The sequence below is a fragment of the Staphylococcus argenteus genome, from assembly GCF_000236925.1.
Classification (GTDB): Bacteria; Bacillota; Bacilli; order Staphylococcales; family Staphylococcaceae; genus Staphylococcus; species Staphylococcus argenteus.
Map to the genome: position 1 here is coordinate 2,147,927 of NC_016941.1, position 25,945 is coordinate 2,173,871.

Annotated in this window: 17 protein-coding genes and 4 pseudogenes; 5 read left to right on the top strand and 16 right to left on the bottom strand. The window is 32.5% G+C overall.

Annotated elements, in window-relative coordinates:
• Positions 1–13: 13 nt before the first annotated feature.
• The 13 genes and pseudogenes from SAMSHR1132_RS10495 to SAMSHR1132_RS14295 all read right to left on the bottom strand — a co-directional run bounded on the left by SAMSHR1132_RS10495 (position 14) and on the right by SAMSHR1132_RS14295 (position 9,529).
• Positions 14–622 carry a TIR domain-containing protein gene (locus tag SAMSHR1132_RS10495; RefSeq protein ID WP_000101713.1) on the bottom strand — a complete coding sequence of 203 codons (609 nt, stop codon included), beginning with the start codon at positions 620–622 and terminating at the stop codon, positions 14–16.
• Positions 623–649: 27 nt separating this feature from the next.
• Positions 650–1,684, bottom strand: coding sequence for a toll/interleukin-1 receptor domain-containing protein (locus tag SAMSHR1132_RS10500; protein ID WP_042355580.1), 1,035 nt, complete (start codon positions 1,682–1,684; stop codon positions 650–652).
• Between the two features lie 93 nt (positions 1,685–1,777).
• A complete protein-coding gene (locus SAMSHR1132_RS10505) occupies positions 1,778–3,229 on the bottom strand; it encodes an SIR2 family protein (RefSeq protein WP_000150994.1) in 1,452 nt (483 codons plus the stop codon).
• 78 nt (positions 3,230–3,307) lie between these two features.
• A pseudogene (locus SAMSHR1132_RS10510) lies at positions 3,308–3,607 on the bottom strand (type I restriction enzyme endonuclease domain-containing protein); the annotation flags it as partial.
• Positions 3,608–3,722: 115 nt separating this feature from the next.
• Positions 3,723–4,448 carry a Tn7-like element transposition protein TnsE gene (locus SAMSHR1132_RS14270; protein WP_000544862.1) on the bottom strand — a complete coding sequence of 242 codons (726 nt, stop codon included), beginning with the start codon at positions 4,446–4,448 and terminating at the stop codon, positions 3,723–3,725.
• Positions 4,449–4,625: 177 nt separating this feature from the next.
• Positions 4,626–4,910 (bottom strand): hypothetical protein, encoded by a 285-nt coding sequence (locus SAMSHR1132_RS14135; RefSeq protein ID WP_142381634.1) that lies wholly within the window; start codon positions 4,908–4,910, stop codon positions 4,626–4,628.
• A 21-nt stretch (positions 4,911–4,931) separates the two neighbouring features.
• A complete protein-coding gene (locus SAMSHR1132_RS14275) occupies positions 4,932–5,249 on the bottom strand; it encodes a hypothetical protein (protein ID WP_001060955.1) in 318 nt (105 codons plus the stop codon).
• Positions 5,230–5,379, bottom strand: a complete 150-nt coding sequence (locus SAMSHR1132_RS14280; RefSeq protein WP_207323309.1) for a hypothetical protein — start codon at positions 5,377–5,379, stop codon at positions 5,230–5,232. Before SAMSHR1132_RS14280 ends, SAMSHR1132_RS14275 begins: the two co-directional genes overlap by 20 nt.
• 221 nt (positions 5,380–5,600) lie before the next feature.
• A pseudogene (locus SAMSHR1132_RS14465) lies at positions 5,601–7,066 on the bottom strand (TnsD family Tn7-like transposition protein).
• A gap of 144 nt (positions 7,067–7,210) precedes the next feature.
• The gene (locus tag SAMSHR1132_RS10535) at positions 7,211–7,648 is read right to left on the bottom strand and encodes a hypothetical protein (protein ID WP_225996258.1); all 438 of its coding nucleotides are present in this window, start codon (positions 7,646–7,648) and stop codon (positions 7,211–7,213) included.
• Between the two features lie 47 nt (positions 7,649–7,695).
• Positions 7,696–7,953, bottom strand: coding sequence for a hypothetical protein (locus SAMSHR1132_RS10540; protein ID WP_000394603.1), 258 nt, complete (start codon positions 7,951–7,953; stop codon positions 7,696–7,698).
• A 15-nt stretch (positions 7,954–7,968) separates the two neighbouring features.
• The gene (locus SAMSHR1132_RS10545; RefSeq protein ID WP_225996259.1) at positions 7,969–9,087 is read right to left on the bottom strand and encodes an ATP-binding protein; all 1,119 of its coding nucleotides are present in this window, start codon (positions 9,085–9,087) and stop codon (positions 7,969–7,971) included.
• A gap of 19 nt (positions 9,088–9,106) precedes the next feature.
• On the bottom strand, positions 9,107–9,529 hold the full coding sequence (locus tag SAMSHR1132_RS14295; protein ID WP_231845224.1) for an ATP-binding protein: 423 nt from the start codon (positions 9,527–9,529) through the stop codon (positions 9,107–9,109).
• A gap of 28 nt (positions 9,530–9,557) precedes the next feature.
• On the opposite strand from SAMSHR1132_RS14295, the pseudogene SAMSHR1132_RS10555 reads away from it, so the two are divergent.
• Positions 9,558–10,211: pseudogene (locus SAMSHR1132_RS10555) on the top strand (transposase); the annotation flags it as partial.
• Here SAMSHR1132_RS10555 and SAMSHR1132_RS14300 read toward each other — a convergent pair.
• Positions 10,189–10,257, bottom strand: a pseudogene (locus tag SAMSHR1132_RS14300) (hypothetical protein); the annotation flags it as partial. The pseudogenes SAMSHR1132_RS10555 and SAMSHR1132_RS14300 overlap by 23 nt on opposite strands.
• 140 nt (positions 10,258–10,397) lie before the next feature.
• Entirely contained in the window at positions 10,398–12,203 is a 1,806-nt protein-coding gene (gene glmS, locus SAMSHR1132_RS10560; RefSeq protein WP_000334475.1) for a glutamine--fructose-6-phosphate transaminase (isomerizing), read from the bottom strand.
• A gap of 681 nt (positions 12,204–12,884) precedes the next feature.
• Here glmS and SAMSHR1132_RS10565 point away from each other — a divergent pair.
• Genes SAMSHR1132_RS10565 through SAMSHR1132_RS10580 form a run of 4 tightly spaced genes read left to right on the top strand, consistent with a single transcriptional unit; the run spans position 12,885 to position 18,142 of the window.
• Complete coding sequence (locus SAMSHR1132_RS10565; RefSeq protein ID WP_000083788.1) at positions 12,885–14,435, top strand: PTS mannitol transporter subunit IICB; 1,551 nt, start codon at positions 12,885–12,887, stop codon at positions 14,433–14,435.
• A 33-nt stretch (positions 14,436–14,468) separates the two neighbouring features.
• On the top strand, positions 14,469–16,589 hold the full coding sequence (locus SAMSHR1132_RS10570) for a BglG family transcription antiterminator (protein ID WP_000927372.1): 2,121 nt from the start codon (positions 14,469–14,471) through the stop codon (positions 16,587–16,589).
• A gap of 12 nt (positions 16,590–16,601) precedes the next feature.
• Entirely contained in the window at positions 16,602–17,036 is a 435-nt protein-coding gene (locus SAMSHR1132_RS10575) for a PTS sugar transporter subunit IIA (RefSeq protein ID WP_001292149.1), read from the top strand.
• A complete protein-coding gene (locus SAMSHR1132_RS10580) occupies positions 17,036–18,142 on the top strand; it encodes a mannitol-1-phosphate 5-dehydrogenase (protein ID WP_000648735.1) in 1,107 nt (368 codons plus the stop codon). The genes SAMSHR1132_RS10575 and SAMSHR1132_RS10580 overlap by 1 nt, the downstream gene beginning before the upstream one ends.
• Positions 18,143–18,446: 304 nt before the next feature.
• Here the strand turns inward: SAMSHR1132_RS10580 and fmtB are convergent, their stop codons facing one another.
• Positions 18,447–25,748, bottom strand: a complete 7,302-nt coding sequence (fmtB, locus tag SAMSHR1132_RS10585) for an LPXTG-anchored DUF1542 repeat protein FmtB (RefSeq protein WP_001048248.1) — start codon at positions 25,746–25,748, stop codon at positions 18,447–18,449.
• Positions 25,749–25,945: the final 197 nt, after the last annotated feature.

The following is a 25,945-nucleotide window of genomic DNA, read 5'->3' on the forward strand; positions in this document are numbered from 1 at the left end:
TAGTTATAGTTTTTTATTTTCTTCTACAGATATTATAATTCGTTGCTTTTTTACTTTTTTCATATGCATTTTCTATATATTTAGTTGGATTACCCAAAAATTCATCTTCTTCTACTAAAGAAATAAAAGATCCTGTTAATGCATCTATATTTTTACATTCATCACACGTATATTCTATAGGTTCTTGATTAAATCTATTCTTCACTATTATGTCATATAAATAACTATTGTCAGTATGAATAGCGGTATGACCATCTGAATTAGTAACAGAATTTCTTAACCATGAATAATCACCATTATGCTTCATAACAACCCCTACAACACCATTAGTACTAGATGTTCTATCTCCTCTTTTCATTTGTTTAACTGAGTATTCTATTTCCCAATCAATCCAATTACTTTCTTTCATATTAGGTGAAATAACTACAATTGTTACTGAAGTTGAATATATCTTATTTTTTAATTCTTCTTTAATATACTCTGTTATTCTATCGGACATATCAGGAGAATCACTTGTCTCTCCTTGATAATATTTAGCATCTTCTCCTAGAGATTCCACTATTTTATCTCTTAAATCTTTTGCTTCAGAGTATTTATATGAAATAAATGTTTTACGCGCCAACTCTAAGTCCCTCCATTTTTAATATATCTAATCTGAAAAAGCCTCTAATAATTCTTCAAGAGACTCTACTATATATATAGGTTTTTTTAGATTTTCAAAGTATTCTATTTCAAAACTAACCCAATCAGATTGAACTGAATTCTCCGTTCTCAACAAAACTAGCATTTTACTTTGCTCCATACGAGCCTTCAATACTTGTTTTGTATATTCACCAACATACTTCCTTTTTAAATAATCTTGATCCATAGTCCAATCACAATAACACGTTTTATTTTGTTCATTAAAAACTCTTATAATATCTTCAACTGTCTTCTTATCTTTCGTACTATGAGAAATAAAAATATCATAGACTTTTTGAGATTGAATATTCTTATTTGTTAAATCATTATATAAATCTTCAGGTTTTTTAGTGTCTAAAGAAGCTCTCTCAGTTTGATATACTTTCTTCTTTCCTTTAAAATTTTCCCTTAGTTTCACATAGTGACCGTAATCTTGTAAATATTTAAAGGCTAAATTTCTAATCATTTTATTTTGTTCAGCATCATTTAATTTTCTAAAAAAACGCACTATATTTTCTGTATCAAATTTTTTTAATTCCGTTAGAATTTCTAGTTTTTCTTCTGTAGTTATATCTTTCTTATGATAAGCTTTCATATAAATATTTAAGTATTCTGGATCAACTTTTTGAGTATATCTCTTAGCTTTTATTAAACGTTCTTCAATTTTCCAATTCTTATTCTTCCTACTCTTTTCTAAAGCTGCTTTTTTTATTTTTATCTCTGAAGCAATATAATTCTCTTTATGTTTTTTCATTCTTCCTGCTGAAAGAATGTATTTTACTTGAGGAATCGAGAAAAAATATTCTTCTGCACTTTTCGTATTATATCTATTTTTGATTTTTTTAACTTTATATAGGTGTTGCGCTTTTTCTTTGTAAGTTTGCTGTCTTTCCACAATTATATTCCACTGGTATGGAAATAATCGCTGAAATTCTTTTAGTAAAATATACCTCGTATATTTCTCTGGCAAAATTTCTGCTACTTGTCGTATAGGGTACTTCAAGCTTTTATTAAAATAAACTTCTTCGTGATCATGTTTTCTCTTTACTTTCCCAAATTACTCACCTATCTTTCTAAAGCATTAAAACCCCATGAATTATTTTGTTTTTTTTATTTCAATTACTAAATTTACTATTTTTTGAACAAATTCATCAATACTTTGTTTATTTGAAAAATCACATTTGTATTCATTTATTTCGTTATACATTTTTAATATTTTCTCTTTAAATTGTTTATTTATCTCTTCGTTATATTGTTCTGAAAGATTCTTTGTTTTATAACCTGTCACATTTATAGGGAGTCTAACCAATTCTTGTCTTTTTGCTATTTTATATTCTTCTTCTAATCCATCAGCTAAAACAATTTTTCCATCCTTTTCTTTATTTCCAAATAAAAATAATGCCATTCCACACTCAGAAATCATTTCCAAGCGATTTTTTTTCCATACTTCTTTTAAGTCTAAATCCCCACTTGAATCTTGAGAAAATGGCAATATACTTAAATGATTCTGTAGTTTAGACTTCTTATTACTATTAATATAATCAGCTACTCCATTAATAACATATGATCCTACTCCTAATCCAAAACCTGTAACTAATTTAAAATCATTTTCAACTAATTTTTTACTTAGTTGATGTAAAAAATATTTCCCTGTTTCTGAATTAAAAGGTAAATATTCTGTAGCACTTCCAGAGATAAAAATTGTTTTTCTTCTATATCTTTTATAAATACTTTCTAATATTTCTGTGATTTCACTATAATTTTTAACTAATAAAGTTTCTATTGAAAATCGGCTTAAATCTTCTATATGAAGTTGTTGTTTTATCTTTGCATACATAAATTCTTCTGTATTATCATATTCCTTTTCTTCTACTTCTTTTAAAATACAATAATGTGGTCTAGTATTGTCTTCTAACACTAATCTTATTCTCGATAAGATATAACTAATATTTGGATCTGTAAAGCTAAAACCTATGAATAGAAAAGTTTTTGAAAGTAAATCTCCTTCCAATATTTCACGAAACTTTGGATGAGTTAGATTATATTTTTCATAATCATCTCTAGTTAAAATAATCTTGTCTATACTGTCTATATCCCCATGCATTTTATAAACTGTAGCATCCTTATCGGCTACTGAAACAGTTAATTGATTTTGATTTCTTTTCACATCTACAATTCTGCCCTCAGAATCAAGAGCTTTTTCAATCATACAATCATAATTAGTTGTCCAATATGTATCAATGGGAAGTTTTGCTAAAAGCATATGATTTTTTGTTAATTCTGCTCTTCTTGAAAATTGCTCCATTATTACTGTATTTAGATTTCCACGACTTCTTTTCTTATTAATATAATGTTGTGCTAATCCTACAAGATCATGTTCTTCTTTATCTATATTTAATTCTAATTCTTCTGCTGCTTCATTAAGCAATGTCTTCCAATTAACATAACCTGCTCCACAAGATAATCCTGCTCCAGCAAATATAGCCGCTGTATTACTTTCTAAAGCTTTTACATATTTTTCAATGAATTTTTTCTTATCTATAGTCATTTTGCCATCTCCATTCATAAAAAAATTATATAAAAGCACAATAAAGAGAATCTCTAAATTGTGCTTTAAATCTAGTTCTTATAATTCCATCGCCAGCTGCTCTGACATCAGCTCTGCTTGTTCAATGACGGTTTCTACTGCTTGTTTACTGATTTCTGGTGGATATCCGTACTTTTTCAATAGGCGTCTTACGATAACTCGCATTTTTGCACGTGCTGATTCGCATAAGTTCCAATCAATACTCATATTTTCTTTAATAGACTGAGTTAGTTCGTGAGCAATGATTTTTGATGTATCATCACCTAGAACTTGCTCAGCTGTATCATGTGAAGCTAAGGCATCGTAGAAGGCGATTTCTTCCATGACCATGCCATTTTCCATAACTTTTCTTTAAAACCTAAATTTGCTGTTGTCACGTTGTTTCCTCCTGTAAGTTATATCTTATTTGTTTATTATACCAGTTAATTTGAACTATCAACCTCTAAATTACAATTTATAACATTTTATGAATCAATAGTTTCGCCCTATGTGCATATTCCTTTTTACTATGCTTTGCTTTTTGTATGATTACATTACTTCTCTCTAAAATTTCAAGCGATTCTTTCACCCATGTCCCACTACTATTAACTAAATTCAACAGCAAGCTATCAATCAATGGATTCCAATTAACCAATCCCGTCGAAGATAAAATCAACATGGAAAGTGCACAATTTTCTCTTTCTACTTCTAAAATTTTAAACTCATTGCCGTTAAATAGACTAACTGTCGCTAGTGCATACTGACGAGGTGTTACACCATCATCTAAATAGCTAAATACTCTTTTCCCATCTCCTATTGGCAATGAACTCATCTGTATAATAATTAATTGTACTTCTTTATAATCCTCTAGTTCTTGCAATACATGTACAAACTCACCTAATTCGCCCTCTGCCTGAACTTTCTGTAAAGCTTTATTTTCAATCCCTCTCGCTAAACGATAACCACCTGTATCTGATGCTGAACGAATTCCTGTATCTTTAAATGTATATCTTTTCGTACTTTCATCTTCACATGTTCTTTGTTTTATTGATTTACCTTGAATTTTCACTATACTTGGTGATTCGGCATACTCATGAACTTGTTTATTCATTTCAGATAATTCAAAATCCTCTGTTGCACCTTCTACCGTTTCATCTATTATCTTTTCCTTTTCTTCAGTAGATAATTTTAATTCATGCATCGTATATTTCTTAGGTTCGTTAGATTTTTCATATTTTGATAATTCGGGATGTGAAAATGATATAACGTCAAATAATATTTCCTTCTTCTACACTTCATTTACTCTTAAAATTATCCCTCCGGTTTTTACAACTGCTTTAATTGAAATAGGTTGTTTAAATAACCACTCAAACTTCAATTAACCCTTATTTAAAAATGTATATGCAATATTTTCAAACGTTTTTCTTAGATCCTGATTACCTAATAGCCAGACTAGCTGATATAAAAAGCCTTTTTTCGTGTATTTCAGATTGTATTGAGAAGAAAAGCTCAACTGAATTTGTCCTTCTGTATAGTTTTCAATAAAATACTGTGGAAAAGAGTTCATTTCAAATAAGCGATATAATAAAAAGCGATTGGGCGCAAAGATACTACGAACTACTTCAATTAGCGGCAATGTATACGATTTATTATTAAACTTCACTATAAAACTACGTGACATATCCTAATCATTCGTTCCTTGTACAGTCCATTCTCTCTCTGTATAACGTACTAATTGCGGGAAAATCGTCAAATCAACTTCTTCTAAATTGTCAGGTGGCAAACTATGACGTAAATCACCATCTATATACATATGTTGAATAGCTAATACAGGTAACATGCCCCAATCTATTAAGATTTTTTCAGTTCTCCCTTTGGCTCTAAAATATGCATAAATCATGATTTTCTTCTCATGCCTAAATGGAGAACTAATCCAAGTTAATTGAGCTTGTTCTCCTTTAGCAAATGGCCAGTTTTTCAATTTATATACTTTGTTGTTCATCTCTTTTCACACCCTGGCTTTTTTGAATGTATTTAGATAATTCCTTTTTTATTTCATGAAAGTGATGCGACTTTATCGCTGCTATCCGTTGTACTTTCCAAAGCTTTATCACTTCATTTTCTTCTAGCATCTGGTCAATCACCTTACAACAACGTCTAATTTGAAATGCTTTAACGGTTTTGTTATTTCGTTCAATAAAGTTGTCGTACTTGGCAACTTAGCTGAATAACCTTCTATATTTGCTGTAATACCTAATCGCTTCCAAATTAAAGAATTTGTTTTTCGAACAGGCTTCTCAACAGTTAATAATTCCTGATGTAACGCCTTTATACGTTGAACATATTCTCGGTCTCACGCATTCCAATCCACAAGTCTATTCGGTTCTGTATACTTTCGCTGGATTGGTAAGTTAGCCATTAGCCACTCTTTATCATATCTATACAAATACATATACTGTTTACATAGTTGATTCCTTATTTCAGTTCGAGTTAATTGCGGTTGAGTAAATATTATTTCGGACAAATCATTACGATAGGTTTCTAATCTATCTGGTTTAATTGCCTTAGCCTCTTTTAGAGTTGGTTCTTCTGCATATTTCTTAACAGTTTTAGAATCTACCCCTAGCTCTTTTGCAATAGCTCGAATACTCATTCCTGTATTCAACAATTTTTTTAGTTGTTTACGCCATACATGACCAAAAGCTTTTATTCTACCAATTCTATATTGATCTTCCACATTATTATCTGGCCCTTTACGCGCATACACAAAGCCACAAGAACAACAAAATGTACCGATTGGAGCTTTTGTTTTAAAATCCCTTGTAACTTTTACAGATGGTATAACTAACTTTTTGTAATGTTTCGCAGCTCTATTCAAACACGGGTAAGGACCTTTCCAAATGGACCGTTATCTACTATCAAATCTCCTACATCTTGCTTCAGATATAACAACATTAATAAATGGCGTAATGGGTTCACATGCCTCGTTGAATTACGAGTTAATACTTTTACCCAATTATATTCATTTTCTTCATTAAAATTGCTCTCATAGTACGTTAAAAACTCTTCTGATAAGTCGATTTTTATCATTTGATATAAATCTTGTTGTCTCACCCGATTGGCGGCTGTAATTAAATTTTTCTTTCTAATTAACGCCTTATACATCGAATCTATTTCTACTTTGGTTAATGAATGTAACGGTATTTTTAATAGTTTATATGTTTGCTTTGCTAATTGAATGGCTATTTCTTCATATGGCGCCACTTCGTATAAATCTGATAGATTCATGTAGCGTAATTCAAAACGAATGTATTCGATGCGACTATCGCCTGTTACCGGATACTCCCTCAACGGAATTTCATGGTGTGCACAATAACTTATTCCTTGTAATTGATGTTCTCTGTGAATATACGGCTCTCTATACTTATCTGAATCAGATTTAGCACACATAGCACAGTAATATAGCCCATCTTTACGACAAATGTCTCCAGCTACAATACCAAGCCTTGTATATAAAGCCTGTCCATTATTTTTGACATCTTCTAAAATCTCCATCTGTCGTTGTTTAGATAAAAATGAAGCATAGTAAGGATAAATCGTATGGTTAGCTAATAAATACTCTACCGAATATTGAGGTACTAATTTCTCTACTAAATTAGTAAGATGGCTACCAATCTCCACACTCGGTATCGCAGAACGACTATCAAATAACTCTTCTAATGTATCTTTACAATCAAGATTCCCACTATAAAAATGGTAACGTGCAATTGCTGAATACAATAATTCATTTGGATATGGATTCGTGAAGAAAGGTAGCATTTAATTACCTCCTATATTCAATAAAAATTTCTAATTAAACTGAAACTCTTCTTTACTGTTCTTAGTAATATCAGTACTTGTTGCTTTACTAGAAAGATACTTTACATAAACAAGAAGTTTGTCGATAAAATAAATAGTTTCTTCCTAACTAATTAAACTGATATCAAAGTTGTTCCCATGCCTAATATCTTTATATTTATTATGAAACATGTTCCACATAGTAATGCCCTCTTTAATAATAAAACCTTGTCCCCATGTCTCTTCATCATCTCTCATAGCTTTATCAGCTGCTGAAATATCCGTCGTTCCTGTCAAATAAGTCATTAAAGCTTCCATAGCCGATAAACAATCACGTATAGCATCTTTTCTAGCTCTAAGTTCATTCACTCTATTCAGTTGTTCCCGTGCTTGTTTAATATGTTCTGCTGTTTGTTTACAAAGCTCTGAAGTAGTAATTATCAATTCATCAAAATTCACTACCTCACCAACATTAGTATTAATACATAACCAGTTATATTTAGATTCATTTGTTAATTTGTAACCAAAATTATAATCTTCGAAAACATTATCATTCTTCGCCAATTCACTCGTGGCATCCATAAATTTATGGAATTTACCTATTTTAAAATCTACAACTTGCTCTTCAAAATCTCTAATAATAAAATCATATCCTTGATTTTTTTATTATTAGTGTAAATCGATACTACATCGCAAGCATTTTTAATAGTTTCATCTAAATTTAAATACCTGTTTTGCTGTTTTTGCTGAATATATACCCTTGGTAGTCTTTGAGCAATTTCTCTAAGTAATTCCTCTGTTACAACATTCATTAAATACTCTTCATTTTTATAATTTAAATAATCAGGAAATTGTTTTTTAAATTCCATCAAAAATTCTACTCCTCATTCCAAAGTTACGAAAAATTCTACCATTGGATTTTTTATATAATTTTCTTCTTTAAGTCCTTCATACACATGTTTCTTCTGGTTCAACGCTTTCTCCCTAGCATCTAATAGTGGTAATACTTTACCCGAAGGTACTACCTTCACTTTTTTCTCCTTAAGCTTCTTATTCAACTCAATTAAATTAGGAATAAGTTGTGTTTTCAGTAGGTTATAATCCGTTTCTATCGATGAATTTTCTACTAATTTTTTTGTAGTTTCTTTAATGTGACTTGGAGTTAAAGCATCAAAAATACCGAATGCTGCAACTTCTTCACTCAAACCTTCAATCAACTCTAGGCGCTTATATGTTAAAGTACTTTTTCGCTCTTTCATGGCCTCTTTAATTCGACCTTCATACTCAGTATTTTGCTTATGACTATGCATTAATTCATCTAAATTAATCATAATTTCTTCATACTTATACATTGCTCTAAAATCATTTTTTCGAATAGCATTTAACATTTGCTGAATGATTTTCATATCTTCTTTTGCCGTTTTCTTTAAAACTCTTATCATCAATTTTTCATCTTCGTTCGATTCATCATATAGTGCTCTTTCTTGAGCCAATATAAATAGATTAACAGCGACTGAAGTAATCCCCTGCCATTCATTATAGAAAGCCTTTTTAACGTCCTGTGTAAGCTCTGAGTAAGTTTTAAGACATTGTAATTCCCATAATGTTTCTAAAAAGAACTCCCATTCTTCACTATCCTCATTCATGCGATTCCAAATAATCGAACCTTCACTGGCTGCACGACGAGCCTGACGGAAGTTTCCTTTAAATAATTGTTGAGCCTTAGATGTACCGATCAAAACTGTTGGAACACCAACCGTATTAGACAAGGTTACAAAGAAATTAAGCATCTCTTCTTTGTCGTTTTTTTCATGTAATAAATGTTGAATCTCATCAATTACAAGTACGCCAACACCATACATACTAGCTAATGAAGTCATATGTAACAACATGGTTGATGTTACACGGTTTAAGTAGCCAAATTTCTCTAAATAACGCGTTCCTAATAATTTCATCGATCGCTTTAAAGAAGCTTTTACATAGTGTGGAAAGGCAGCCGTCATACGGACAATCAATTTTCAGTCAGACAATTTGTGTACGATTAAATGATTGTTCTTCATACTTCTCATGCTTAATTACTTGTGGATACATTAACAATAAGCGTTCAATTGCTGTTGTTTTTCCGATACCTGAAATGCCGATAATAGATAAGCTATCTGCTGTCGAACGAATGTAATTTAAGCGTTCAACTATATATTTATGGGCATCTTCTTCATCTTCTCGTAATTGGTGTAAAACTCGAATACGTTCCAAAAATATTTTATCTAAAGGGTTTCTGGCTAAGTAACCTCTACGAATCAACGTAGATAATCGACGTTCTACTTCGAAATGAATAGGTAATGGCTGAATAAAATTTTTTATACGTTTAAGCACATGATAGCGAATGTTTGTCGCACTCTGCTTATCTCGATTTGTTATTCGTGGTGCCACCATAAATCGATCCATCACATCATCTTCAATCAAAATAGGTGGGAGCGCCTCAATGCATGAAGGCTATATGACATTGATTAAAGAGATGTTTCCGAACGCTAAAATAGTTATCGATCGATTCCATATTGTTCAATTATTAAATCGTGCTTTAAATGGTATTCGAGTCGCTGTTATGAATGAATTAAGAACGACGAATCAACCTTTATATAATAAGTTTAAAAGATATGCGAAATTACTATTAAAACCTGGAGAAGATTTAGAGGCATTTGAATATCGTAATGTAGCTTTATTTAAGGAATGGAAGACACAAAAGGGTATCGTCAAGTATTTATTAGATCAAGATGACTCACTAAATGAGTCCTATAAATATATTAATCAACTACGATTCAAACTTAAACATAATGATTATGAAGGCTTTATTCACGAATTAAAACATACGCCATTATCTCAAGCGCATTCAGTTGTCCAACGAGCAATTAAGACACTTAACAAACATGCATACTTTATAAAAAATACATTTGGTTATTACAATTTATCAAATGGTCCTTTAGAAGGTATAAATAACAAAATAAAATTAATTAAACGTACACCTTTTGGTTATGGAAGTTACAATCATTTGCGCAATCGAATATTATTATGTTCAAAACTTTACGCTCCAAAAAGTAAAAAGGAAGTTAAGCAATGTTTAGTTGCCTAACTTCCGATATTGAACTCATCAGTCCAATTTGACATAGAGCCTTCTTTTCGACATAAAAACACCCCTTTAGATTACTATAATCTAAAGGGGTAAAACGGTATAACTTTATTTAAAACGGTACATCTTTTTTATAAACGGTACGACTTTATTTCAAACCTAAAACATGCACTGATAAAATATACGTAATTATTCTACAGTAACTGATTTAGCAAGGTTACGTGGTTTATCCACATCTAAATCTCTGTGTAATGCCGCATAATATGAAATCAATTGTAATGCAACTACTGAAACTAATGGTGTTAATAATTCATGTACATGTGGAATGACATAAGTGTCGCCTTCTTTTTCAAGACCTTCCATAGAAATGATACATGGGTGTGCACCACGTGCTACTACTTCTTTAACGTTACCACGAATTGATAAATTAACTTTCTCTTGTGTTGCTAAACCTACAACTGGTGTGCCTTCTTCGATTAATGCAATCGTACCATGTTTAAGTTCTCCACCAGCAAAACCTTCTGCTTGAATGTAAGAAATTTCTTTAAGTTTTAATGCACCTTCTAAACTTACATTATAGTCAATTGTACGTCCGATAAAGAATGCATTACGTGTTGTTGCTAAGAAATCTGTTGCAATTTGCTCCATAATTGGCGCATCGTCAACAATCGCTTCAATAGCTGTTGTTACTTTTGCCAATTCTCTTAATAAATCAATATCCGCTTCACGACCGTGCTCTTTCGCAACGATTTGAGATAAAATTGATAATACTGCAATTTGCGCAGTGTATGCTTTTGTAGATGCAACCGCGATTTCAGGACCAGCGTGTAATAACAATGTATGGTCTGCTTCACGAGACAACGTAGAACCTGCAACATTTGTAATTGTTAGTGATTTATGACCTAATTTTTTAGTTTCAACTAACACTGCACGGCTATCTGCTGTTTCACCTGATTGCGAAATATAAACAAATAATGGTTTTTCAGATAACAATGGCATGTTGTAAACAAATTCAGAAGCAACGTGTACTTCAGTTGGTACACCAGCCCATTTTTCTAAAAATTCTTTACCTACTAATCCTGCGTGGTAACTTGTACCAGCTGCAATTACATAAATACGGTCTGCTTCTTTAACATCATTAATGATATCTTGATCAATTTTCAAGTTACCTTCTGCATCTTGGTACTCTTGAATAATACGACGCATAACTGCAGGCTGTTCATGAATCTCTTTTAACATATAATGTGCATAAACACCTTTTTCGGCATCTGATGCATCAATTTCAGCAGTATATGAATCACGATCTTGAACATTTCCTTCTGCGTCTTTAATAATTACTTCGTCTTTTTTAACAATAACGATTTCGTGGTCATGGATTTCTTTATATTCGCTTGTCACTTGTAACATTGCAAGTGCATCTGATGCGATAACGTTGAATCCTTCACCTACACCCAATAATAATGGTGATTTATTTTTAGCAACATAGATTGTGTCTTTGTCTTCAGCATCTAATAAACCTAATGCATATGAACCATGTAATAATGACACAACTTTTGTAAATGCTTCTTCCGTTGATAAACCTTGATTTGAAAAGTATTCAATTAATTGAACAATAACTTCTGTATCTGTTTCTGAAATGAATGATACGCCTTGTAAATATTCATTTTTTAACTCTTCATAGTTTTCAATAACACCGTTGTGAACTAAAGTAAAACGGCCATTTGAAGATTGATGAGGATGAGAGTTTTCATGGTTAGGTACACCGTGAGTTGCCCAACGTGTGTGACCGATTCCAACAGGACCATCAAAATCACTGCTATCAGCAACTTTACGTAATTCTGCAATTCGTCCTTTTTCTTTAAATACAGTTGTACTATCTTCATTTACTACAGCGATACCTGCTGAATCGTAGCCTCTGTATTCTAATTTTTCTAAACCTTTTAATAATAATTCTTTGGCATTATCATAGCCAATATAACCTACAATTCCACACATAACTTCATTTTCCTCCATATAGGAATAGTACGCGTAAATTATGACTTATTGTCGATAATTTAGATTGACAATCTGCTTTCATAATATAAATGTGGAATGTACTATTTTGCATTCATCCCACAACAAATTAAGCATAGTTATATCTATTAACTACACAAAATGCTTACACTGTACTTTCCTTTTTAATATTTTTATATTTAATTTCTGGCGATCTTATTAACTTTGTCCATTAAGTCACCTTAATGTTTTACTTAATAAGCTAACGAATGAGCCACATCCGGGATAGCATCCGCCGATCTATTCGATCACTATCCTCCTCGTCTACAAATATATAAATGATGTTCTATAAAGATCACTCTTATATTAATCTTTAATCATCAAACATAATTATTTATTTGCACAGGCGCTTTAACTGTATTACCGAACTTTCCCCCTTTCCATTAATCATTATTGTACAACGGTGTTGTTTTATTTTGCAAATATTTTCACAATAAAATTTTAAAAATCCTAAAACAATATTTTTGTTTTACATTTTCAAAATATCTATGTGGTCACATTTATGACACTTCATTTAATTTTGTCACATTTATTTTGACAAAGTTGATTTTTGTTTATATTGAGGATTACGTTCTGGCTCTTTACACTAAAGATAGTCACATACATTAAAAAAGAGGTGTAAATATGTCGCAAACTGAAGAGAAAAAAGGAATTGGTCGTCACGTTCAAGCATTCGGATCATTTTTGAGTAGTATGATTATGCCAAACATTGGCGCATTCATTGCTTGGGGATTCATCGCGGCCATTTTTATAGATAATGGTTGGTTCCCAAATAAAGATTTAGCTACGTTGGCTGGTCCAATGATTACTTATTTAATCCCACTATTAATCGCATTTAGTGGTGGTCGTTTAATTTATGATTTACGTGGTGGTATTATCGCTGCAACGGCAACTATGGGGGTCATCGTTGCATTACCTGATACACCAATGTTACTTGGCGCTATGATTATGGGTCCTTTAGTTGGTTGGTTAATGAAAAAGACTGACCAATTTATCCAACCTAGAACACCACAAGGTTTTGAAATGTTATTCAATAATTTTTCAGCTGGTATTTTAGGATTCATCATGACCATTGCAGGATTTAAACTTTTAGCACCACTTATGAAATTTATTATGCATATTTTATCAGTGGCAGTTGAAGCATTAGTACATGCTCACCTACTTCCACTTGTAAGTATTTTAGTAGAACCTGCAAAAATTGTATTTTTAAACAATGCGATTAACCATGGTGTATTCACACCACTTGGTGCAGATCAAGCTGCAAAAGCTGGTCAATCTATTTTATACACAATTGAATCTAACCCTGGACCAGGTTTAGGTATCTTACTTGCTTATATGATTTTCGGAAAAGGTACTGCAAAAGCAACGTCATATGGTGCTGGAATCATCCACTTCTTCGGTGGTATTCATGAAATTTATTTCCCATATGTATTAATGCGTCCTTTATTATTCATCGCAGTTATTTTAGGTGGTATGACTGGTGTTGCAACTTATCAAGCAACAGGATTCGGATTTAAAAGTCCAGCGTCACCAGGTTCATTTATTGTTTACTGTTTAAATGCACCTAGAGGCGAATTCTTGCACATGTTACTCGGTGTCTTCCTTGCTGCACTTGTATCATTCGTCGTAGCAGCTTTAATTATAAAGTTCACTAAAGAACCTAAACAAGATTTAGAAGCCGCAACTGCTCAAATGGAAACTACTAAAGGTAAAAAATCTAGTGTTGCTTCTAAGTTAGTATCTTCTGATAAAGATGCGAAAGTTGAAGAGAATGTAAATACTAAAGCAAAAACGAATGCGGATGAACCATCTACATTAGAGGATGATCCTGAAGCATTATTGGATAATTACAATACTGAAGATGTTGATGCGCACAATTACAATAATATAGATCATGTTATTTTTGCCTGCGATGCGGGTATGGGTTCTAGTGCAATGGGTGCAAGTATGCTACGTAATAAATTTAAAAAAGCAGGCATTAATGATATCACAGTGACAAATACTGCGATTAATCAATTGCCAAAAGATGCACAATTAGTTATTACTCAGAAAAAATTAACTGACCGTGCTATTAAACAAACACCGAATGCTATTCATATTTCAGTGGATAACTTCCTTAATTCACCAAGATATGAAGAACTTTTAAATAATCTTAAAAAAGATGATCAAGCATAATAATTAAATAAATTATAAATGGAGGATACCGCCATGTTATTGAGTACACGTGAAAAAGAAATGATAGCCCTATTGATTAAATATAATGGTCAATATGTCACTATACACGACATCGCTCAGCAACTTGCGGTGTCCTCTCGTACTATACATCGTGAATTAAAGGGAGTTGAAGCTTATCTAACTTCCTTTTCATTAATTTTAGAGCGTGCAAATAAAAAAGGGATTCGCATCGCTGGTGCAGACTCTGATTTACATGATTTGAAGCAATCCATCGCACAACATCAAACGATTGATTTATCTGTTGAAGAACAAAAAGTAATCATTTTATATGCTCTGATACAAGCTAAAGATCCCGTTAAACAATACAGTTTAGCTCAAGAAATTGGTGTTTCAGTCCAAACTTTAGCGAAGATGTTGGATGACTTAGAGATAGATTTAAATGGTTACCAATTATCTTTATCACGTAAGCGTGGCGAAGGTATTTATCTAGTAGGTACTGAATCGAAAAAACGTGAATTTTTGAGTCAGCTTATGGTGAATAACTTAAATAGTACTAGTGTCTATTCCGTTATTGAAAATCATTTCGTTTATCACTCTTTGAATCAAATCCAACAAGACTTTGTAGATTTGGAACGCATTTTCAATGTCGAACGTTTATTAATGGATTACTTAAGCGCCCTACCTTATCAACTTACTGAATCAAGTTATTTAACTTTAACAGTTCATATTGTTCTATCTATTTCACGTATAAAAAATGGTGAATATGTTGCTTTAAATGATGAAATTTATGAATCTGTTCAACATACATTGGAACATAAAGTTGCAAGTGAACTTGCAGATAAGCTTGGTCAAATTTATGATGTGACATTTAATCAAGCAGAAATCGCTTTTATTACAATTCATCTACGTGGTGCTAAACGTAAAAATCTTAATGACACGTCGTCAAATAATCAATGTGAAGAAAATAAAATTAAATCATTTGTCAAAAAAGTAGAATCAATTTCAGGTATGAATTTTGTAGACATAGATACATTAGTTGATGGGTTAACGCTTCATCTCAATCCAGCTATTAATCGTTTGCAAGCCAATATTGAAACGTATAATCCTTTAACAGACATGATTAAGTACAAATATCCAAGGTTATTCGAAAATGTCAGATTAGCATTAAATGATTGCTGGCCTGAATTGATTTTTCCAGAAAGCGAAATCGCATTTATAGTATTACATTTTGGTGGCTCAATTAAAAATCAAGGTAATCGCTTTTTAAGTATACTAGTCGTTTGCAGTAGTGGTATGGGTACAAGTCGCCTATTATCTACACGTCTCGAACAAGTTTTTAATGAAATTGAACGTATCACACAGGCATCTGTTAGTGATTTGAATACACTTGATTTAACACAATTTGACGGTATCATTTCAACAGTAAATTTAGACATTACTTCCCCCTATCTAACGGTCAATCCACTGTTGCCTGATAGTGATGTAAGTTATGTCGCTCAGTTTTTAAATACAAAATCAATTCAACATGATGAAACTGTTTATACAATGAACGAGAATAAATTAAACCCTTTAGAAAAACTTACTTATATTGAAGACAACAACCGTGAAGGAAAAGCTGTATTACTTTCAGATGATGATGATCAGTTAAGCAATGATCATTCTGAACAATTAATTCAAAATATGCGTTCGGGTTTAACATTAATTGATTCAGTGAAAATAGATTATACACATGTAAATCAATGGAACGAATATATTGCTGATTACTTACTTCATTATCATGTGATAAACGATGCACCGTCATTCGCTGAACTACTAGAGCAACGGTTGAAAGATAACCCTGGATGGATATTAGACCCCTATCCAGTTGCAATACCACATCTAAAAGACAAAATGATTCAACATCCAATAATTTTAATTACATGTTTAGATCAACCGTTAGTATTACCTAGTATTCAAAATGACCATTTTACAATTAAATATATGATTTCCATGTTTATTCCTGAAAATGATTTTATGTCGTCACTAGTGAGTGACCTATCTGAAATTTTAAGTTTGCAATTAGAATCTATTGATACTTTTATGGAAAAACCACAGGAATTTGAAACATTATTAAGAAACAAATTTTTAAAACGAATTCAAAACCAATTTATTTAGGAGTGTAGAAAAATGAGTGAATTATTTAGTAATGATAATATCTTTTTAAATGTGAATGTTAACAGCCAAAATGAAGCAATTGAAAAAGCTGGTAAAGCTTTAGTAGATAGTGGCGCTGTTACAGATGCTTATATTCAAGCAATGAAAGATCGCGAGCAAGTGGTTTCAACATTTATGGGAAATGGTTTAGCTATTCCTCATGGCACAGATGAAGCGAAAACAAATGTGATTCATTCAGGTTTAACATTATTGCAAATTCCTGAAGGTGTTGATTGGGATGGCGAAGTAGTTAAAGTTGTTGTTGGCATCGCTGGCAAAGATGGTGAGCATTTAGACTTATTATCTAAAATTGCTATTACTTTTAGTGAAGAAGAAAATGTTGATCGTATCGTTCAAGCAAAATCTGCAGAAGAAATTAAACAAGTTTTCGAGGAGGCAGATGCATAATGAAAGCAGTTCACTTTGGTGCTGGTAATATAGGTCGTGGATTTATTGGATATATTCTAGCAGATAACAATGTAAAAGTAACATTTGCAGATGTTAATGAAGAAATCATTAATGCTTTAGCTACTGAACATCAATATGATGTTATTTTAGCTGATGAGTCTAAAACAACAACACGAGTGAATAATGTTGATGCAATTAATTCAATGCAACCTTCCGAAGCATTGAAACAAGCAATTTTAGAAGCTGATATTATTACAACAGCTGTAGGTGTTAATATTTTACCGATTATTGCTAAATCTTTTGCACCGTTTTTAAAAGAAAAAACAAATCATGTAAATATTGTAGCTTGTGAAAATGCCATTATGGCAACTGATACTTTGAAACAAGCGGTTCTTGATATCACTGGGCCTCTTGGCGATCATATTCATTTCGCTAATTCTGCTGTTGATAGAATTGTACCATTACAAAAAAATGAAAATATACTAGATGTTATGGTAGAACCATTTTACGAATGGGTTATTGAAAAAAATGCATGGTATGGTCCAGAATTAGAACATATTAAATATGTTGATGATTTAACACCATATATTGAACGAAAATTACTGACTGTTAATACGGGTCATGCTTATCTAGCTTATGCTGGACAGTTTGCTGGTAAAGCTACAGTTTTAGATGCTGTTGAAGATAGTTCAATTGAAGCTGGTTTACGTCGTGTTTTATCAGAAACAAGTCAATATATTACCAATGAATTTGATTTTACTGAGGAAGAACAAGCAGGTTATGTTGAAAAAATTATTGATCGTTTCAATAATCCATATTTATCTGACGAAGTAACACGCGTAGGACGAGGTACATTACGTAAAATTGGACCTAAAGATCGAATTATTAAACCATTAACTTATCTTTACAATAAAGATTTAGAACGAACAGGTTTGCTAAATACAGCGGCATTATTATTAAAATATGATGATTCAGCAGACCAAGAAACCGTTGAGAAAAATAATTATATTGACGCGCACGGTTTAAAAGCTTTCTTAAATGAATATGCAAAAGTTGATGATGGTCTCGCTGATGAGATTATTGAAGCTTACAATTCACTTTCATAATTTATCGAGATTGTTGTTTAAATAATATATTTTAACCTTTATGAACGAAAGATTTGTTTAATTTGCGACAGTAACTTATTTATTTTAAATCTCTAGATACAAAAATACTCCCTTCAACATAGACACTTGAATTGTACTATGTATGAAAGGAGTATTTTTTACGTTAATCCATTGTTTTGATTTTACATCATCAATTATTTCAATTGATGAATACTAAAACATATTGATATTAACTTTAATATTTCGTTATTTTCGTAAAAACTATTCTTTTTGAAATAACTTGACGTTTTAAACCCGAATAGTTTTACTCTTCTGTTTGACGATCTTTCTTAGTAAATCTTCTAATTAAGAATGCCATTCCTGCGCCAAGTGCTAATTCAGCATATGGTAAATCATCATTGTGTGACATACCAGTATCTGGTAATGCTTTAGCTTTTTGGTTAGTTTTTGGTTCAGCTTTAGTGTCTTTATTTTGTTGAACTGACATTGCATTATATTTGTCTATATTAGACTTACGTGTTTCAGTCATTTCTTGATTAGTACTGTTATTTTCATTAGAAACTGATGCTACTGACGCCTTCGTGTTGTCGTTTTGTGTAGCTTTATCAGTTGCACCTGCTGTTGTCATATTATCTTTTTGACTAGCATCTTTTGAAGTCATATTATCTTTAGCATCAACAGATTTTGATGCTGTAGAGTTATTTGATACATCAGTGTCAACTTTTCCTGTTGTTTCATCTGTTTCGTTTGATGCTACTTTAGTGTCAGACTTAGATTGTCCAGCTTCAGATTGTTCTGACATACTACCTTCTTTATCTTTTGAAGTTACAGAAGGTGCTTTTGGCTCAGTTATATCTGCTGATGGTAATGTTTCATTTGTAGATTCAACCATGCTTTGATTAGTAGAATCTTTTCCATCTTTTTCCGACTTATGTGTAGCTTCAGATTTTGGTTGAGCAACTTTGCCATTAGCTGGTTGTGAATCAGCGTTATTATTAACATCAGCATTTTGATTTGTATCATTTGTTGATGGCTCCATATTTCCTTCAGTAGCCGATGATGCAACTGTATTTTCAGTTGCTGTTGGAGCTGTTGATGAACTACTATTATTTGATGGAGCGTCATTTCCTGATGTTGCTGCTGTTGTATTGTTATTTGTTGTACCTTCTGTTGGCGTTGCACTATTTGTTTTTGGTGATGGTTTATCAGTTGTTCCATTATCCGTTGATGTTGATGCATTTACATTGCCATTACTGTTTGTTGTTGTGTTATCACTTGATGAGTTGATAGCTGATGGAGCTGTTGTTGACTCATCAGTTGACATACTACTATTGCTTGGTGTTGTAGATGGTGCATCTACATTTTCATTAGTTGTTGCTGCTGTTGAATTAGGTTGTCCAGTATTTTCTGGCGTTGCATTAGCATTTGGATCATTCTGAGGCACAATCGCTTCAATTGCAGGTATCGTTACATTTTGTAATTCAGCAACTTCTGTATTTGTTTGTGTTTTATCTAAATTATCAGCAAATCTGTCAAAATATCTACCTAAATCTGTACGTGCAATTTCTTTCGCCGATGCATCTGCATCTGCATTTTTAATTATTTCTATTTGCTTGTTAACCACTTCTCTAATTGCTTCCAAAGCATTTTTCTTAACTACTGGATTAATACGTTGTGCTTTAAGTTCTTCAAGCGCACTATTTTTGACAGTAGCGATTTCTGCATTTGTAGTTTGATCAGAAATATCTTCAGTTGCTTTTGATAAAATGTCTTCTAAAGCATTCGTAAACGCTTCTTTTTCTTCAGTTGTAGCATCAGCGTCGACATTTACACCTGCTTCAATTTGGTCTAATGCAGTTTCTAATTCTTCAATAGCTTTTTGTTTTTCTGTAGAGTCAATTTGAATGTTATCAAATGCTTCAAGTCCTTGTGCTTTAGCTTTTTCAACTTCGGCAGTTGTTGTTGCATCATTAATGCCTTGTTTAGCTTGGTCTGTGATTTGCTTAATTGTTGCTAACGCTTCTGATTTTTCCTCAGTAGTTAGTTGATCACTATGATCAATTGAATCTTTTGTTTCTTCAGCTTTTGTATCAATAACTTGGATAGCTTTAGGCTTAACAGTAGCTTCTACTTGAACTGCATCGATTGCTGCTTTACCTTGTGCTAATGCATCATCAACATCACTGTTTTCCACACCATCATTAATGCTTTCAAGGGCACTTTCTACTGTTTGGTTTACTTTGTTTATTGCTGCTTGTTTTTCATCTTGTGTTGCATTCGTGTCAGCTGAAATATTATTTCTCTTCTGATCTGCATAAGCATATAATTCATTAGTTGCGCTTTCTTTTTTAGCACTTGGAATTACGTAATTATTAATGTTATCCAAATCATTATGAATTTGTATTTCTATATCATCTTTTGAAGTAGCTTGATTAATATTTTGTTCAGCAGTTTGTTTGAATTCAGCAAGTTTTTGTTTAGCTTCTGCAATTTCGCTAGCTGTTGATGCATTAGAATTATCAGCTTCACTTACTTTTGCATTGTATGCATCTTCAATTTTAGCTAATGAATCTTTTTTGTATTCACTAAATGTTTTTACTGCGTTAATTTTAGCTTTTCCACCTTTAACAGCTGCATCTACATACCCATCTGTTGACGATTGATCTACGTTTGTTTTAGCTTGATTTAATTCGTTATCAACTTCTTGTTTTGCATCATTGATTTCTTGTTGTGACGCATTCGGTGTTTGTTCAATTTGTTGTTTTCTTTCAGTTGCTGCTTGTTCTAATTCTGTTTTACCGGCTGGTTTTTTAACAGGTGTTGCTTGAATATGTTGAACTTTATTTACGGCTAAATCTTTTGCATTATTAACATCTACAGTAGTACTTGCTGCATTGATATTATTTAATCCTTCTTCATATGCATTTCTAACTGGTCCAATGCCCTTTTCTTTTTCTTCATTAGTCGTGTCATTATCATTAAGAATGTCATTAATTTTATTTTGCATTTCATTTAGCAATTCAGCTCTTGCATTCGTTTTAACATCTGTTGATGCTTGAATTGGTTCGATTGCTTGAATACCTGCATCTTTTGCAGTGTTTACATCATCAATCGACTGTGCATTTTCAATATTTTGCATACCTTGTGTTAATCGTGCGTCTACTTGTTGATTCGCTTGATCTTTTTCTTCAGTAGTTGCATCTGCACTTTGAGCAATAAGCGCTTTTTGATCATTTGCTTTTGTTGTTAGTTCACCTTTTGCAACATCTTTAATAGTAGTATCTGCGGTAATACCTTGAATATCAGTAACTGCTTGATCTTTAATTTGTGTTACTTCATTTGTTGTTTGCGCATTTAAGATATCTTGATAAGCTTTTTCTTTAGCTTTTGTAACTAAATCTTTTGCTGCATTTTTCTCTTCAGTCGTAGCACCCGTTGTATTATCAATAGCTTGATTTTGTGTTGCAACAGCTTGGTCTACATCATTTTTCGCATTTGATTTAACTGCTGTTGCTGGTTGCGTACTTTGAATTGAATTTTTACCTGCATCTTTCGCAGCGTCTACACCATTATTATCATTTGCTGCTGTGATATTATTTTTCGCATCTGTAACTGCTTGTGCTAATTGTTGAATAGCCGCTTCTTTCTCTTCATTTGTAGCGTTTTGATCATTATTAATCACTGTTGTTTGCGCAGCTTGTAATTGATCGATTTCATCTTTGGCTGCTTGTTTTTTCATAACTTTTGGCGTTACAGCATTAATCGCTGCTTCTGCAGTTGCTTTCGCCTCATCGACTTCTGCATTAGTATTTGCTGCTGTGATTGCTTGATTTGCTTTAGCATTTTCAGTATTTGCTTCAGTTTCTGCATCTTGTTTTTCTTCATCAGTTGCATCTGCAGTAGCTTGAATTGCTTGTAATTTATTATTTAAAATTGTTGTGATTTCATTGCGTGCAGTTGCTTTTTTATTAACAGTTGGTGTTACTTGATCAATACTTGTTTCACCATTTGTTTTAGCTTGATCTACATCATTTTGGCTATTTGCTGCTTCGATATTGCTATTTGCTTGTGTCACAGCATTGTCTACATCAGTATTTGCTGCAGCAATTTCTTCTGCAGTAATGTCTTGTGTTTGAGCGATTGCTGTTTTACGTTCATTTGCTTTCGTAGCAATAGCTTGTTTTGCATCATCTTTAGTTGTAGTAGCAGGTTGAATCGCTTCAATTTTAGCAATCTCTGCATTTTTAGCAGCTTCAACATCAGCATTTGAATGCGCATCATCTATAGCTGTATCAGCAGTTGTTTTTTCAGTTTGAACTAGTTGTTTTGCTGCCGCTTTTTCTTCTGTTGTTGCTCCGTTATTTGCATCTATAGCTGTTTCTTGAGCTTGTACTTTTTCTGCTATAGCTTGTTTCGCTGCTGGTTTAACATTTGCATCTGGTGTAATTGCTGCAATTGTACCTTCGTTAGTAGTTTTGACATTATCTACATCAGTATTTGCTGCTGCATTATCAATATCAGCATTTGCAGTAACTACTGCTTCGTCAACTTTATCTTTGGCTGCTTGTTGTTCTTCAGTCGTTGAAGCATTCATTGCTTCAATTGCTGTTTTACGTTCGCTAGCTTTTTGAGCAATTTCCGCTTTAGCTTCAGTCTTTTTCGTTGTGGCAGCTTGAATCTGATTAATTGCAGAAATACCATTATCTTTGGCAGTTGCTACTCCATTATTTGTATTTTCAGTATCTATATTTGTTAACGCTTCTTGTTTTTTCGCATCCAATTGAGTATATGCAGCTTCTTTTTCTTCTGTTGTTGAAGCATTACTATTTTGGATTTCTTGTTTACGAGTATTATATGCATTTTCTACTGCTGCTGTAGCTTCAGGTTTAACTCTCACTTGTGTTTGAATTGCATTAATTTTATCTAAAACTTTCGCTTTAGTATCAGCAACTTCTTGTTTTGATTTAACAACTTTAATGTCATGTAAACCTTCTTTTTGTGCAGTGTCTACGGCTTGTTTTGCTTCTGCTACTTCTTCATCAGTTGCATTTGTAACTGCAGCATTTTGAGCATTTTTAGCCGCAGCCGCTTGTTTAACTTCTTTATATGCATTCATTTTAGTTTCAGTAGAGTCAGTAAGATTTTCAATTTTAAAAATTTCTTCGTTTTTAACTCGTTCTAAATCTTGTGCCGTTGTAGTCGCTTCAATCGCTTTAACACCAGCTTCTTTAGCAGCATTTATACGTTCAATAGCTTCTGCTACTTCTTCATTCGTAGTATCAGGGTTTAATGGTGCCTCATCAATTTGAGCTTGAACCACTTCATAATATTCATCTAGCGCAGCTGCTTTCGCTGAAGTAGTTGGTGCAGTTTGATTAATATCATTAATTGCTTTCGTTTTAATCGCTTCTACTTGTTCATTAGTCGTTGCTGCATCTATATCTTTTATAGCTTTAGTTTCAATTTGACCAATTTTATTGTTCGCTACATCTTTTTCATCTTGTAATGATGCAGTAGACTTTTTAATTTGTTGTTTACGAGTAGTAACAGCTTGGATAATCTCTTGTTTCGCTTGTGGTTTAGTCGTTGGTGTAATTACATCTTGTTCTAAAACTGCAATACCATTGTCTTTTTCAGTTGTAACACCTTGAGCTGTTGTTTGTTTATTAATTTCTGCGATTGCATTATTTTTATCATTATTAACTTTAGTAACAAAGGCTGTAATTTCATCACGTGTAACTTTTGTATTTTGCTGTGCTGCTGTGATTTTTTCCTGTGCTTTAGCGTCTAATTCTGCAATTGCTGCTTGATCATCGATTAAAGCCGCTTGTAACTTTGTCACTAAGCCATCAATATCAGCTTGTGATGCACGATTTGCTGTTTCAACATGATTAGCATCTTCATTTAAAATTGTGTCCGCTTGTTGTTTAAGTTTGTTATATTCAGCAATAGATGCAGTTGTATAATGACTATCATCAATTTGTACGTTCACTTGTTGTTGTAACGCATCTTTATTCATTTCAACTGCTACTGAAAATGGATCAGCTATTAATGTAACTTCTGGCTGCGCATTATTAATTACAGCATCTGAAGCAGTACGATATGTTAATTTCTCATTAAAATCAATATTTTTAGGTGTATCGATATTCGCAACATTAACTTTATATGATAATTTTAATGATTTATCTGGGAATAAAACTTCTTTTGTATGAGTACCACGTGCTGTTGTCACACCTTGACTTGTAAATGTTAATTTATTAGCATTTTGATCATAATTAACAGTCATATTTTTTAATACTGTACTGTCTTCGTTTCCATCAGGGAACGTAGTAGATAATGAATCATTAACGTATGTTACACCTTGTGGTAAAGTTACTTCATATTTAAATTGATCTGCTTTTAAAGATGCACCAAAATTACCATTATTACCAATTTCAGTGTTAATAGTATATTCTTTGTTGTTTGTTGCTTTCGGTGCTAAATCTCTATTTTTGACATATAAATGAGATCCTGAGAATAATCCAACATTATCAATGAATGAGTAGTATTTGTAACCGTCTTTATTTGTTGTAATTCTTGAAGCATCTGCAACTGCTGTATTGTCTGGAATAAATTGTAATTCTAAGCGATCAGCATCCGTTGGCACTTTAAATAAATGTGCAGTACCAGTCTTAGCTACATTTACAGTTGCTAATTCAGTATTTTTCTTAGCATCTTTAATAACTAAGTTTGTTGCCCCTTGCTTACTATTTGTTTGCATAGTTGTAAAATTAATAATTAATTCTGAATCTGGTTTAACATTTACTGTTTTTGAAATACCGTTAAAGTCACCGTGATCAGTTGAATCATTAGCATTCACACGACCTAATGCTGCTACATTTCCTTTAGCTTGATAGTTTTGCGGACTATTTTTATCAAACATATCACTTCGGCGTAATTCAGAATTAACGAAACCAACTTTACCATTATTAATTAAAGTATAACCATTGACATGATCTGTAACAGTTACAGTTGGATCTTGTCTATTCTCATCTGTTTTAATTGCAGGATCATCAAATGTTAATGTTGTATTGATACTACCTTCACCTGTATTGTTAGCATTAGGATCTTGTGTTTGTGTGTTTGATGCTACAGGCGCTGGTTGTGCCGCTGCTGGTTGTCCTGCAGGTGCTGCTGCGTTTGCTGGTTGTGCTTGATTGGCAGGTGCTGCATTATTAGCAGGTGCAGTTTGATTATTTCCTTGTCCTACTTGGTTTCCTGGTTGTGCTTGCGCTGCATTATTAGCATCTACTTGGTTACCTTGTCCTGCTGGTTGTGCATTTGGATCTGCTTGGCCACCTTGATTTGCAGCTGGCTGCGGTTTATTAGCTGGAGTTCCCGCTGGTTGCGCTGCTGGATTAGCTTGTGCTCCTGGTGTACCAGCATTTGCATTAGGTTGTGCATTAGCGTCAGCTGGTTGCGCTGGTTGATTTTGTGCTGGCTGATTTTGCTCTGCTGCAGACGCAGTCGGATTAGTAGATATAAATGTAACAGTAGCAATTAAGGCTGAAAAAATACCGACATTAAATTTTCTGATACTAAATTTTTGTTGTCTGAATAAATTCATTAAGTCACCCTCCTGGTTGATTATTCTTGCTGTTAAATGATGTCACTTAATCAACTTTTAATATAAACAGCTTTCTTCCATCTAAAAAGACAGAACAACTCTATCTAATTAAAATTAATTTTATCATCATTATATATTGAGTACCGGTGTATTTTATATTACATATTGATTACTTTGTTTTTATTATATTTATATCA

Coding starts and splice junctions, on each gene's coding strand:
- fmtB (WP_001048248.1), bottom strand. CDS start 25,748: ATGAATTTATTCAGACAACAAAAATTTAGTATCAGAAAATTTAATGTC.
- SAMSHR1132_RS10540 (WP_000394603.1), bottom strand. CDS start 7,953: ATGGAATTTAAAAAACAATTTCCTGATTATTTAAATTATAAAAATGAA.
- SAMSHR1132_RS10505 (WP_000150994.1), bottom strand. CDS start 3,229: ATGACTATAGATAAGAAAAAATTCATTGAAAAATATGTAAAAGCTTTA.
- SAMSHR1132_RS14280 (WP_207323309.1), bottom strand. CDS start 5,379: ATGCTAGAAGAAAATGAAGTGATAAAGCTTTGGAAAGTACAACGGATA.
- SAMSHR1132_RS14295 (WP_231845224.1), bottom strand. CDS start 9,529: ATGGATCGATTTATGGTGGCACCACGAATAACAAATCGAGATAAGCAG.
- SAMSHR1132_RS14270 (WP_000544862.1), bottom strand. CDS start 4,448: ATGCATGAATTAAAATTATCTACTGAAGAAAAGGAAAAGATAATAGAT.
- SAMSHR1132_RS10580 (WP_000648735.1), top strand. CDS start 17,036: ATGAAAGCAGTTCACTTTGGTGCTGGTAATATAGGTCGTGGATTTATT.
- SAMSHR1132_RS10565 (WP_000083788.1), top strand. CDS start 12,885: ATGTCGCAAACTGAAGAGAAAAAAGGAATTGGTCGTCACGTTCAAGCA.
- SAMSHR1132_RS10545 (WP_225996259.1), bottom strand. CDS start 9,087: ATGACGGCTGCCTTTCCACACTATGTAAAAGCTTCTTTAAAGCGATCG.
- SAMSHR1132_RS10570 (WP_000927372.1), top strand. CDS start 14,469: ATGTTATTGAGTACACGTGAAAAAGAAATGATAGCCCTATTGATTAAA.
- SAMSHR1132_RS14275 (WP_001060955.1), bottom strand. CDS start 5,249: ATGAACAACAAAGTATATAAATTGAAAAACTGGCCATTTGCTAAAGGA.
- glmS (WP_000334475.1), bottom strand. CDS start 12,203: ATGTGTGGAATTGTAGGTTATATTGGCTATGATAATGCCAAAGAATTA.
- SAMSHR1132_RS10575 (WP_001292149.1), top strand. CDS start 16,602: ATGAGTGAATTATTTAGTAATGATAATATCTTTTTAAATGTGAATGTT.